Here is a 12,347-nt window from a genome sequence, read left to right on the forward strand (position 1 = left end):
AGGGCATAAGGCGGGCACCTGTATGTCATGGCGAAACGCCGCGTCTTTATCATCGGCGATTATAGGCGTGCAGTTTAGGGCATGTCCCATAATATCTGTATGGCCCCGGCTACCTGGGGATGTTTGGCTGCGTTGTTGCAGGCGGATAATATGAGAAATTTAGCGCGCCGACGCTCTCCGGCATCGGCCGGGGGCCGCGGCCGTCGGGGAGGAAACGCGCCGCGGGCAGGGGTGCCGTTTTTCATAAATCTGTCATAAAACTGACGCATAATGCACACCGCACGCTAACCGTGACGATTAACGGCAGGATTGATATGGCAAGACGTATTTTGGTGGTGGAAGATGAAGCGCCGATCCGCGAGATGGTGTGCTTCGTGCTGGAACAGAACGGCTATCAGCCGGTTGAGGCTGAGGATTATGACAGCGCCGTTACCCGGCTGGCCGAACCTTATCCTGAACTGGTGCTGCTGGACTGGATGCTACCCGGCGGGTCCGGTTTGCAGTTTATCAAGCACATGAAACGCGAAGCGCTGACCCGTGATATTCCGGTCATGATGCTGACGGCGCGTGGTGAAGAAGAAGATCGCGTGCGCGGTCTGGAAGTGGGCGCCGACGACTACATCACCAAACCGTTTTCGCCCAAAGAGCTGGTGGCGCGCATCAAAGCGGTGATGCGCCGGATTTCGCCGATGGCGGTTGAAGAAGTGATTGAAATGCGCGGGTTGAGCCTGGACCCCTCGTCCCATCGGGTGACTACGGAAGAACACGCGCTGGATATGGGGCCGACGGAGTTCAAGCTACTGCACTTCTTTATGACCCATCCGGAACGGGTATATAGTCGTGAGCAGTTGCTGAATCATGTATGGGGCACTAACGTTTATGTTGAGGATCGGACTGTGGATGTCCATATCCGCCGCCTGCGCAAGGCGCTGGAAACCAGTGGACACGACAAGATGGTTCAGACCGTTCGGGGAACTGGATACCGTTTCTCAACACGTTACTGATAGCGTGAGTCCCGGAGAAAATCTGACGTGCTAGAACGTTTGTCCTGGAAAAAGCTGGCGCTGGAGCTGGCTTTTTTTTGTTTGCCCGGTCTGCTGCTGGGGCTGATTATCGGCTATCTGCCCTGGTTCCTGCTGGCGTCGGTACTGGCGGCGCTGTGCTGGAACTTCTATAACCAGCTGCGTTTATCTTACTGGCTGTGGGTTGACCGCAGCATGACCCCGCCGCCCGGCCGCTGGAGCTGGGAACCTCTGTTTTACGGCTTGTATCAGATGCAACTGCGTAACCGCCGCCGCCGGCGTGAGCTGGCGCTGCTGATCAAACGCTTTCGCAGTGGGGCGGAATCATTACCGGATGCGGTGGTGATCACTACCGAAGAGGGCGGCATCATCTGGTGTAACCGGCTGGCCCAGCACCTGCTCAGCTTTCGCTGGCCGGAAGACAACGGCCAGAACATCCTCAACCTGCTGCGTTACCCGGAATTCACCCAGTACATGCAACTGCAGGATTTCAGCCGCCCGCTGACGCTGACGTTGAAAAACGCCCACCACGTAGAATTCCGGGTGATGCCCTATTCGGAAGGCCAACTGCTGATGGTGGCCCGCGATGTGACCCAGATGCATCAACTGGAGGGCGCGCGGCGCAACTTTTTCGCCAACGTCAGCCACGAGCTGCGCACACCGTTGACGGTGTTGCAGGGCTATCTGGAGATGATGAACGACGAATCGTTGGATGGCGCGTTGCAGTCCAAGGCGTTGCACACCATGCAGGAGCAAACCCGCCGCATGGACGGGCTGGTGCGGCAATTGCTGACGCTGTCGCGCATCGAAGCCGCCGCCGCCATCGATCTCAACGAGAAGGTGGATATCCCGCTGATGCTGCGGCTGCTCAAGCGTGAAGCCGATACCCTGAGTCAGGGGCGTCACGAGATTGTGTTTCGCGTCAATGAGCAACTGCAGGTGTTCGGCAACGAAGAACAGTTGCGCAGCGCGGTGTCGAACCTGGTGTATAACGCCGTCAACCATACGCCGCAGGGCACCCGCATTGAGGTGTGCTGGCAGCAGACGCCGCAGGGCGCGCAGTTCCAGGTCAGCGATAACGGGCCGGGCATCGCCGCCGAACACCTTCCGCGCCTGACCGAACGTTTTTATCGTGTCGACAAGGCCCGTTCGCGCCAGACCGGCGGCAGCGGGCTGGGGCTGGCGATCGTCAAGCATGCGCTCAGCCACCACGACTCCCGGCTGGAAATTCTCAGCGAAGAAGGCGCCGGCTCCCGTTTCATGTTCACGTTGCCGAACCGGCTGATTGTCCGTTCGGTGCTGAATCAGAACACGGCGAACCCACAGTTGTGATAGCTGCGGCGGGGCTTGATTGTCCCCGCCGCTGTGCCGAAAATAGCGGGTTCTTGTCTCTTACCCCGATGGAAACCACAGATGATACCCACCCGCCGCCTGCTTGCCTTGCTGTTGTGCCTGTTCGGTCAGGCCGCCGCCGCTGCGCCGCAGGCTATGCTGGCGGGCAACCTATCCAGCGCCGGCTCCGACACGCTGGCAAACCTGATGACCTTCTGGGCGGCGGATTTCAGCCAGCATTACCCCGGCGTTAACCTGCAGATTCAGGCGGCCGGTTCGTCGTCGGCGCCGACGGCGCTGGCGGCAGGGGCGGCACAGCTGGGGCCGATGAGCCGGCCGATGAAGAGCAGCGAAATCGAAGCGTTCGAACAGCATTACGGGTATGCGCCGACAGCGGTGCCGGTGGCGCTGGACGCGCTGGTGGTGCTGGTCAATCAGGACAACCCGATTACCGGGCTGACGGTGCGCCAGCTTGACGCCATCTTCTCCGTGACGCGACGCTGCGGCGCCGGGAAAACGGTGCAACGCTGGCAGGAACTGGGGCTGAACGGCGTCTGGCAACAACGATCGCTGCTGCGTTATGGGCGCAATTCGGCCTCCGGCACCTATGGCTTCTTCAAACAACAGGCGCTGTGCGGCGGCGATTTCCTGCCGCAGGTCAACGAATTGCCCGGCTCCGCCTCGGTGGTGCAGGCGGTAGCGGCGTCGGTCAACGCCATCGGTTACGCCAGCATCGGTTTTCGCGCCAGCGGGGTGCGGGTGTTGCCGCTGGCGGCCAGCGACAAGGACGATTACGTGTTGCCGACCGCCGACACCATCCGCAGCGGGCGCTATCCCTATACGCGTTATCTCTACATTTACGTCAATAAAATGCCGGGTAAACCGCTGGAACCGCTGACCGCCGCGTTTCTTGACCGGGTGTTGTCAGCGCCGGGGCAGGCGCTGGTCAGCCAGGATGGTTACCTGCCGCTACCGGAAATCACGCGCGAACAGGCCAGACAACTGCTCGGGCTTGACGATGCGACGCCGGCATCGGAGAGCGATCCTGCGAAAAACTGATGAGCAAAATGAATTTATTTCATGTGTCGTGAAAATTCTTCTATTGTCGTTGAGAAAAACGCATGACAGGATAGCTTCACTTCTAGCCGTCTGGATGGCTATAAAGTTCAGCGGCGTAATTGTTTCATCTAAAAACCATTCATCTGAAAACCAACTGCCTGAAACCAGGTTGTTTCGTGTCAGCTGAAATGCAGGAGCAAACCATGACACAAGCCCTTCCTCCGTTCCGTGCCGATGTGGTCGGCAGTTTGTTGCGTCCGGCTGCCATCAAGCAGGCGCGTTTACAGTTTCAGGCCGGTGAGATTGATGCCGCTGCGTTGCGCCGCGTCGAAGATCAGGAAATTCAGCGTGCGGTGGAATTGCAGCGCGCGGCGGGTCTGCAACTGGTGACCGACGGCGAGTTTCGCCGCGCTTGGTGGCATTTTGACTTCTTTGACAACCTGAATGGCGTGGAGCGCTATGAAGCGGAGCAGGGCATCCAGTTCAACGGCGTGCAGACCAAAGCTCGCGGCGTAAAAGTCACCGGCAAGGTCAGTTTTAATCCGCAGCACCCGATGCTGGACGATTTCCGTTTCCTTAAAAGCGTGGCCGGCGATGCCGTCGCCAAAATGACTATCCCCAGCCCGAGCGTGCTGCACTTCCGCGGCGGCCGTAGCGTGATCGACAGTACCGTTTATCCGGATCTGGCCGACTACTTCGACGATCTGGCGCAGACCTGGCATGATGCGATCCACGCGTTTTATGAAGCGGGCTGCCGTTATCTGCAACTGGACGACACCGTATGGGCTTATCTGTGCTCCGAAGACCAGAAACGCCAGATCCGTGAACGTGGCGATGATCCGGATTATCTGCGTCGCACCTATGCGCAGGTGCTGAACAAGGCGCTGGAAGGCAAACCTGCCGATCTGGTAGTGGGCCTGCATGTTTGCCGCGGCAACTTCCGTTCCACCTGGATTTCCGAAGGCGGCTATGGGCCGGTGGCGGAAACCCTGTTCGGCGAAGTCAATGTGGACGCGTTCTTCCTCGAATACGACACCGAGCGGGCGGGCGGGTTCGAACCGCTGCGTTTCATCAAACCGGGTCACCAGAAAGTGGTGCTGGGCCTGATTACCACCAAGACCGGGGCGCTGGAAAAAGCGGACGACGTGCAGCAGCGCATCGCCGAAGCGACGCAATATATTGCGCTGGACCAACTGTGCTTAAGCCCGCAGTGCGGCTTTGCGTCTACCGAAGAGGGCAACACGCTGTCGGAAGAGCAGCAGTGGGCCAAACTGAAACTGGTGGTGGATATCGCCAAACGCGTCTGGTAACGGCCGATTCTGCAGGTCAGTACACTTTTTTTATAACGCCGGTGCTTATTACCGGCGTTTTTTATTTCTATAAGTTTTTAATATGGATAATTATTGCTCTTTGTCGGATTTTTGAGCTGATCTTTCGCGCTGAAAACTGTTTTGATGCACAAATCATGTATAGTCTGATCGTGAAAAGATAAATCGAGATGCTGAATTTATACAAAATATTAGATTAATGTTCTGGTTTACCGATCGCGTATTGCCTTTTATTGCTATAAACGTTTTACTTAGCCCCCATTAACGCTGTGCAATAAAAACTCACATCCATAATCCTGCACATCGCACGGACGTCTCGCTCTTCGCGTGCGCCGCTTTAGCGCCCGGTTTCACCGGCAACACCATTTTTACAGGCAACAACAACATACATATGAGTCATCGTTTAACTTCCAAAGATATCGTGGCATTGGGCTTCATGACCTTTGCCCTGTTTGTCGGCGCCGGAAACATTATTTTCCCGCCGATGGTTGGCCAGCAGGCTGGTGAACACGTGTGGATCGCTGCGCTCGGTTTCCTGATTACCGCGGTGGGCCTGCCGGTGCTGACGGTGATCGCGCTGGCCCGCGTGGGCGGCGGCATCGATACGCTGAGCAGCCCGATCGGCAAGAAAGCCGGCGTGCTGTTGGCGACGGTCTGCTATCTGGCGGTGGGGCCGTTGTTCGCCACGCCGCGCACCGCCACGGTGTCGTTCGAAGTAGGGATCGCGCCGTTGGTGGGCGAAGGCGCCTCGCCGCTGTTGATTTACAGCCTGATTTACTTCGCCATCGTGATCGCGATTTCGCTCTATCCCGGCCGTTTGCTGGATACCGTTGGGCATATTCTGGCGCCGGTAAAAATCATCGCGCTGACCGTGCTGGGCATCGCGGCGCTGTTATGGCCAGCCGGCACGCCGATGCCGACGGCCGAGGCCTACCAGCAGGTGCCGTTCTCCAGTGGTTTCGTCAACGGCTACCTGACCATGGATACGCTGGGCGCGATGGTGTTCGGCATTGTGATTGTCAACGCCGCCCGTTCACGCGGCGTTAGCGACGCGGCGTTGTTAACCCGTTACACCATTTGGGCCGGGCTGATCGCCGGGCTGGGGCTGACGCTGGTGTACCTGAGTTTGTTCCACCTCGGTTCCTTTAGCGGCTCGCTGGTGCCGAACGCGCAGAATGGCGCCGAGATCCTGCACGCCTATGTGCAGTACACCTTCGGCAACATGGGCAGTAGCTTCCTGGCGCTGCTGATTTTTATCGCCTGTATGGTCACGGCGGTGGGCCTGACCTGCGCCTGCGCCGAATTCTTCGCCCAGTACCTGCCGCTGTCCTACCGTGCGCTGGTGTTTGTGCTGGGGCTGTTCTCCATGGTGGTATCCAATCTGGGGCTGAGTCACCTGATTCAACTGTCGGTGCCGGTGCTGACCGCGATTTATCCGCCGTGCATTGTGCTGGTGTTGTTGAGCTTCACCCGCCGCTGGTGGAACAACAGCACGCACGTCATCGCGCCGGTGATGCTGGTCAGCCTGCTGTTTGGCCTGATTGACGGCATCAAGTCATCCGCCTTCCAGTCGTTGCTGCCGGGCTGGACGCAGAGCCTGCCGATGAGCGAGCAAGGGTTGGCCTGGTTGCCGCCGTCGCTGCTCATTCTGCTGGTGGTGGCGATTTATGACCGCATCACCGGTCGTCAGGAAGTCACCGCACATTCCTGAGTACGGTTTGAGGGATGTTTTTCACCACAGGCGTTTGCCTGTGGTTTTTTCGTGTGTAAAGACAGGGTTGCTTATTTATTTATGGAACAACAATCCAAACTTATGGAACAACAATCCAAACTCAAGCGCGGCTTAAGTACGCGGCATATTCGTTTTATCGCGCTGGGCTCTGCCATCGGCACCGGGCTATTTTATGGTTCGGCCAGCGCCATCCAGATGGCGGGCCCCAGCGTGTTGCTGGCGTACCTGATTGGCGGCGTGTTTGCCTATATCATTATGCGCGCGCTGGGCGAGATGTCCGTCAACAACCCGCAAGCCAGCTCCTTTTCCCGCTACGCCCGCGACTACCTCGGCCCATTGGCGGGCTACATCACCGGCTGGACCTACTGTTTTGAGATGCTGATTGTGGCGATTGCCGACGTTACCGCCTTCGGCATCTATATGGGCGTATGGTTTCCGGCGGTGCCGCATTGGATTTGGGTGCTGAGCGTGGTGCTGATCATCGGCGCCATCAACCTGATGAACGTGAAGGTGTTCGGCGAGCTGGAATTCTGGCTGTCGTTTTTCAAGGTGGCGACCATTGTGGTGATGATCGTGGCCGGGATCGGCATCATCGTCTGGGGGATCGGCAACGGCGGCGAGCCTACCGGCATCCATAATTTGTGGACCAACGGCGGTTTCTTCAGTAACGGCGTGATGGGGATGATTCTGTCGTTGCAGATGGTGATGTTTGCCTACGGCGGCGTGGAGATCATCGGGATTACCGCCGGCGAAGCTAAAGAGCCGCATAAATCGATTCCGCGCGCCATCAACTCGGTGCCCTGGCGTATTCTGGTGTTCTATGTCGGCACCCTGTTCGTGATCATGTCGATTTATCCGTGGAATCAGGTGGGAACCAGCGGAAGCCCGTTCGTTCTGACCTTCCAGCATATGGGCATCACGGCGGCGGCCGGTATCCTCAATTTTGTAGTGATTACCGCGTCGCTCTCCGCCATCAACAGTGACGTGTTCGGTGTTGGCCGCATGCTGCACGGCATGGCGGAACAGGGGCATGCGCCGCAGGTGTTCGGCCGTCTGTCGCAGCGCGGCACGCCCTGGGTTACGGTGGTGGTGATGGTGCTGGCGCTGCTGGTGGCGGTGTACCTCAACTACATCATGCCGGAGAAAGTGTTTCTGGTGATCGCCTCGCTGGCGACCTTTGCCACCGTATGGGTGTGGATCATGATTTTGTGCTCGCAGATTGCCTTTCGTCGCAAACTGGGCCGCGAGCAGGCTAAAGCGCTGGCGTTTCCGTTGCCGGGCGGCGCGGCGACCGCAGCGGTCGGTATCGTGTTCCTGGTGTTTATCATCGGCCTGATCGGCTACTTCCCGGATACCCGCATTGCGCTGTACGCCGGCATGGTGTGGATTGCGTTGTTGCTGGCAAGCTACGCGCTGCGTCGGCGTCGCGCCTGAGCGCATAACTCTGTATCGCCCGCCGTCGACTGGCGGGCATAAAAAAGCCAGCGGCGAAGCCGCTGGCTGATTACTGATATCGAAAGGATCGATTACAGGTTGCTGGCGTTTTCTTTCAGGTATTTAGCGACGCCGTCCGGAGACGCGCCCATACCGGCTTTGCCTTTTTCCCACTGAGCCGGGCACACTTCGCCGTGCTCTTCGTGGAACTGCAGCGCGTCAACCATACGCACCATTTCATCGATGTTACGACCCAGCGGCAGATCGTTCACCACCTGGTGACGCACGATGCCGTTTTTGTCGATCAGGAAAGAACCACGCAGCGCCACGCCGGCTTCCGGGTGTTCAATACCGTAGGCTTTCTGGATTTCGCGTTTAACGTCAGCGACCATCGCGTATTTCACTTCGCCGATACCGCCGTTCTCGACCGGGGTTTTACGCCAGGCGTTGTGCACGAATTCGGAGTCAAAAGACACACCAACCACTTCAACGCCACGCTTCTTGAACTCTTCGTAGCGGTGATCGAAAGCGATCAGCTCGGACGGGCACACGAAGGTGAAGTCCATCGGCCAGAAGAAGATCACAGCCGGTTTACCGTTGATGTGCTTTTTCAGATTGAAATTCTCAACGATTTCCCCACTTCCCAGTACGGCAGCGGTAGTGAAGTCGGGGGCAGGACGAGTTACCAGGACCATAATTACTCCTGTAAATAGCTGTTAATGATAGGTGGATGTAATGAACGCCGTAAGTATAGGTACAGCCTGCCGGTGAATAAAGCGAAAGCGACCAATCAATAAGATAGCTTTTGTCTATCGAATCAATTGATAATTCTTTTCACTGGCAGATGAACAGCCTGGCGTGCTGTTCATCGTTTTACCGTGCGGCGTCAGCCGGGCCATCAAGCTGACCTGTTTTTGCCAGATGCATCATACGAGGATAGAACTGCCAGAATAATGTTTCAAATTGATGGTAGTGACGTTCAATATCGCCGAACGAACCGGAAAGCGCCGCCAGCTTCGGTCGGCGTACCGACATACGGTGCAGCACGTCGGCGATAAACGGTAGTTCGGCGTAGCGTTCCAGCCAGCGTTCCGGCCACAGGTAATGATTCAGGTTGCGAAAGCGCTCCGGGCTATCGGCCAGGTGGGGCGCGATCTGCTGCTCGGCATCGGCGACGAAGTGCGTCAGCGGCGTCGCTGGTTCCAGCTCCGGCCAATTGCGCGCCAGAAAATGGTCCCACAGCACATCCAGCGCGATCGGCGCGACCCGGCGATAGTCGGCGCTGAAATGACGGCAGGCGGCGCGTACTTCCGGCAGGCTGTCGGTTAACACGTCGATGCGTCGGTGCAGACGAATACCGGCGACGATGTCAGGCGGGTACAAACTGTCGGGGTTACCGCGCACGAAATCCGCCATCAGGTTTCCGGTCAGCGAGCTTTGCGCCAGCGTGGCGAGGTGCAGATGCGCGAGAAAATTCATGGCGTCGGCGCGGTCCTTGAAAGGTGAAGGGGGCGTAATCAATGCGGCAAGTATAGAGGAAGGCGGCGCCCTGTCCCGCTTATTTCTTGCAGCCGGTCCCGACGGGCTCTAGACTAGGCCGCTTCTTTTGTTCCTCTGTGCCGAAAATTAAGTGAATGGTCATGCGTGTTGCCGATTTTTCGTTTGAATTGCCTGAGTCTCTGATTGCCCGTTATCCGCAGGCAAAACGCAGCGGTTGCCGCCTGTTGTCGCTGGATGGCCCCACCGGTGCGCTCACGCACGGCGTGTTTACCGATCTGCTTGATAAGTTGCAGCCGGGCGATCTGCTGGTGTTCAACAATACCCGGGTGATCCCGGCGCGTCTGTTTGGCCGCAAGGTTAGCGGCGGCAAGCTGGAAGTGCTGGTGGAGCGCATGCTGGATGACAAGCGCGTGTTGGCGCATGTGCGCGCCTCCAAAGCGCCGAAGCCCGGCACTGAACTGTTGCTTGGCGAAGACGAGAGCGTGAAAGCCACCATGCTGGCGCGTCATGACGCGTTGTTCGAGATTCAGTTTGACGATACGCGCGATGTGTTGACCATTCTCAATGACATCGGGCATATGCCGCTGCCACCCTATATCGACCGTCCGGATGAAGCGGCGGACCGCGAATTGTACCAGACGGTGTACAGCCAGCGCCCCGGCGCGGTAGCGGCGCCGACCGCCGGTCTGCATTTTGATGAGCCGCTGCTGGCCGCCCTGAAGGAGAAAGGGGTGGAAATGGCCTTCGTTACCCTGCATGTCGGCGCCGGCACATTCCAGCCGGTGCGGGTGGAGTCCATCGAAGATCACATCATGCACGCCGAGTATGCCGAAGTGCCGCAGGCGGTAGTGGATGCGGTACTGGCCTGCAAGGCGCGCGGCAATCGCGTTATCGCGGTCGGCACGACGTCGGTACGTTCGCTGGAAAGCGCGGCTCAGGCCAGTACCGGCGAGATTATCGCGCCGTTTTTCGGCGATACCCGCATCTTTATCTATCCCGGCTATCGCTACCGCGTGGTGGATGCGCTGGTGACCAACTTCCACCTGCCGGAATCGACGCTGATTATGCTGGTTTCGGCGTTCGCCGGTTACCGCCATACCATGACGGCTTACCAGCAGGCGGTGGAGGAGCAATACCGCTTTTTCAGCTACGGGGATGCGATGTTCATCACCCGTAATCCGTCGGCGGAACAGGAGCTGGTGGGGTAATCCAATCCACTGCCGAACTATTCTCATACCGCAGGCCAGGTTCTGTGGGTATATCAATAACGTCATCAGACTGTTTTCTGATGCTGGAGGTTAAGTGAAGTACGAACTGTTGCAAACGGATGGCCGCGCGCGTCGCGGTCGTCTGGTTTTTGATCGTGGTATGGTGGAAACCCCGGCGTTTATGCCGGTCGGCACCTACGGCACCGTTAAGGGGATGACGCCGGAAGAAGTTAAAGACACCGGCGCTCAGATCATTCTGGGCAACACATTCCACCTGTGGCTGCGCCCAGGGCAGGAAATCATGAAACGGCACGGCGACCTGCATGACTTCATGCAGTGGCATGGCCCGATCCTGACCGATTCCGGCGGTTTTCAGGTGTTTAGCCTGGGCGATATCCGCAAAATCACCGAAGAAGGCGTACATTTCCGCAATCCGATCAACGGCGACGCTATTTTCCTCAGCCCGGAAAAATCCATGGAAATTCAGTACGATCTCGGTTCCGATATCGTAATGATTTTCGATGAGTGCACTCCTTACCCGGCCGATTGGGACTACGCCAAGCGCTCAATGGAAATGTCGCTGCGCTGGGCGAAGCGCAGTCGTCAGCGTTTTGACGAATTAAGCAACAAAAACGCACTGTTCGGCATCGTTCAGGGCAGTGTTTACGAAGATTTACGTGATGTGTCGGTAAAAGGGCTGGTGGACATCGGCTTTGATGGTTACGCTGTGGGCGGCCTCGCGGTCGGCGAGCCGAAGGCCGATATGCATCGCATTCTGGAGCATGTCTGCCCGCAGTTGCCGACGGATAAACCCCGCTATCTGATGGGGGTGGGTAAACCGGAAGATTTGGTGGAAGGGGTGCGCCGCGGTATCGACATGTTTGATTGCGTGATGCCGACCCGCAACGCCCGTAACGGCCATCTGTTCGTAACGGACGGCGTGGTCAAGATCCGTAACGCCAAACATAAAGATGATACCGGACCGCTGGATGAGCACTGTGATTGCTACACGTGTCGCAATTATAGTCGCGCCTACTTGCACCATCTGGACCGTTGTAACGAAATACTCGGCGCGCGCCTCAATACCATCCACAACTTGCGCTATTATCAGCGCCTGATGGCGGGTTTACGTCAGGCTATCGAGGAAGGTAGATTAGAGAGCTTTGTGACCGAGTTTTACCAGCGCATCGGTAAACCGGTGCCGCCGTTGGTCGACAACGCGGCGGGAAATGACCATGAAGGTCATGCGCCGCAGTAAGCACGTTTGCGTGGCATGAGCGTTTTACCGATCGCTTTTCGTGATGATTTTCGTTTGATGGTTTTTAGTATTGATAACTTTTCGTGTTGATAACTGTTGTTTTGATAACTAAAGAGGACATTTAAATGAGTTTTTTCATTTCCGACGCTGTGGCAGCAACCGCAGGTGCTCCGGCTCAAGGAAGCCCGTACTCTCTGGTGATTATGCTGGCCGTGTTCGGTCTGATTTTTTACTTCATGATCCTGCGCCCTCAGCAAAAACGCGCCAAGGAACACAAAAAGTTGATGGATTCGATCAGCAAAGGCGACGAAGTGCTGACCAACGGCGGCCTGGTGGGTCGTGTGACCAAAGTGGCTGATAATGGATTTATCACCATTGCGCTGAACGATACCAACGAAGTCGTGATCAAGCGTGACTACGTGACGTCCGTACTGCCGAAGGGTACCATGAAGGCCCTGTAATTTTTCGACTTTC

The 12,347-nt window shown here is 57.3% G+C and carries 11 protein-coding genes; 9 read left to right on the top strand and 2 right to left on the bottom strand.

Annotated elements, in window-relative coordinates; translation table 11 throughout:
• Window positions 1-314 precede the first annotated feature (314 nt).
• The 6 genes from phoB (at window position 315) to proY (ending at window position 7,907) form a co-directional block, all read left to right on the top strand.
• Window positions 315-1,004, top strand: a complete 690-nt coding sequence (phoB, locus tag DDA898_RS05590; RefSeq protein ID WP_012770778.1) for a phosphate response regulator transcription factor PhoB — start codon at window positions 315-317, stop codon at window positions 1,002-1,004.
• Between the two features lie 27 nt (window positions 1,005-1,031).
• On the top strand, window positions 1,032-2,354 hold the full coding sequence (gene phoR, locus DDA898_RS05595) for a phosphate regulon sensor histidine kinase PhoR (protein WP_038910497.1): 1,323 nt from the start codon (window positions 1,032-1,034) through the stop codon (window positions 2,352-2,354).
• 81 nt (window positions 2,355-2,435) lie between these two features.
• A complete protein-coding gene (locus DDA898_RS05600) occupies window positions 2,436-3,413 on the top strand; it encodes a PstS family phosphate ABC transporter substrate-binding protein (RefSeq protein WP_038900538.1) in 978 nt (325 codons plus the stop codon).
• Between the two features lie 203 nt (window positions 3,414-3,616).
• On the top strand, window positions 3,617-4,723 hold the full coding sequence (locus DDA898_RS05605; RefSeq protein WP_033111679.1) for a cobalamin-independent methionine synthase II family protein: 1,107 nt from the start codon (window positions 3,617-3,619) through the stop codon (window positions 4,721-4,723).
• 409 nt (window positions 4,724-5,132) lie between these two features.
• On the top strand, window positions 5,133-6,452 hold the full coding sequence (gene brnQ, locus DDA898_RS05610) for a branched-chain amino acid transport system II carrier protein (RefSeq protein WP_038900539.1): 1,320 nt from the start codon (window positions 5,133-5,135) through the stop codon (window positions 6,450-6,452).
• A gap of 102 nt (window positions 6,453-6,554) precedes the next feature.
• Window positions 6,555-7,907: a proline-specific permease ProY gene (proY, locus tag DDA898_RS05615; protein ID WP_038900540.1), complete on the top strand. Its 1,353-nt coding sequence runs from the start codon at window positions 6,555-6,557 to the stop codon at window positions 7,905-7,907.
• 92 nt (window positions 7,908-7,999) lie between these two features.
• Here proY and DDA898_RS05620 read toward each other — a convergent pair whose 3' ends face one another.
• Entirely contained in the window at window positions 8,000-8,602 is a 603-nt protein-coding gene (locus tag DDA898_RS05620) for a peroxiredoxin C (protein WP_038910498.1), read from the bottom strand.
• A 178-nt stretch (window positions 8,603-8,780) separates the two neighbouring features.
• The gene (locus DDA898_RS05625) at window positions 8,781-9,386 is read right to left on the bottom strand and encodes an acyl carrier protein phosphodiesterase (protein ID WP_038910500.1); all 606 of its coding nucleotides are present in this window, start codon (window positions 9,384-9,386) and stop codon (window positions 8,781-8,783) included.
• Between the two features lie 161 nt (window positions 9,387-9,547).
• On the opposite strand from DDA898_RS05625, the gene queA reads away from it, so the two are divergent.
• The 3 genes from queA to yajC all read left to right on the top strand — a co-directional run bounded on the left by queA (window position 9,548) and on the right by yajC (window position 12,334).
• Window positions 9,548-10,615, top strand: coding sequence for a tRNA preQ1(34) S-adenosylmethionine ribosyltransferase-isomerase QueA (gene queA / locus DDA898_RS05630; RefSeq protein WP_038910501.1), 1,068 nt, complete (start codon window positions 9,548-9,550; stop codon window positions 10,613-10,615).
• 94 nt (window positions 10,616-10,709) lie between these two features.
• Window positions 10,710-11,873 carry a tRNA guanosine(34) transglycosylase Tgt gene (tgt, locus tag DDA898_RS05635; RefSeq protein WP_038910503.1) on the top strand — a complete coding sequence of 388 codons (1,164 nt, stop codon included), beginning with the start codon at window positions 10,710-10,712 and terminating at the stop codon, window positions 11,871-11,873.
• A 125-nt stretch (window positions 11,874-11,998) separates the two neighbouring features.
• A complete protein-coding gene (yajC, locus tag DDA898_RS05640; protein WP_012770768.1) occupies window positions 11,999-12,334 on the top strand; it encodes a preprotein translocase subunit YajC in 336 nt (111 codons plus the stop codon).
• The last annotated feature ends 13 nt before the right edge of the window (window positions 12,335-12,347 follow it).

The organism is Dickeya dadantii NCPPB 898 (genome assembly GCF_000406145.1).
In the GTDB taxonomy this organism is placed as follows: domain Bacteria; phylum Pseudomonadota; class Gammaproteobacteria; order Enterobacterales; family Enterobacteriaceae; genus Dickeya; species Dickeya dadantii.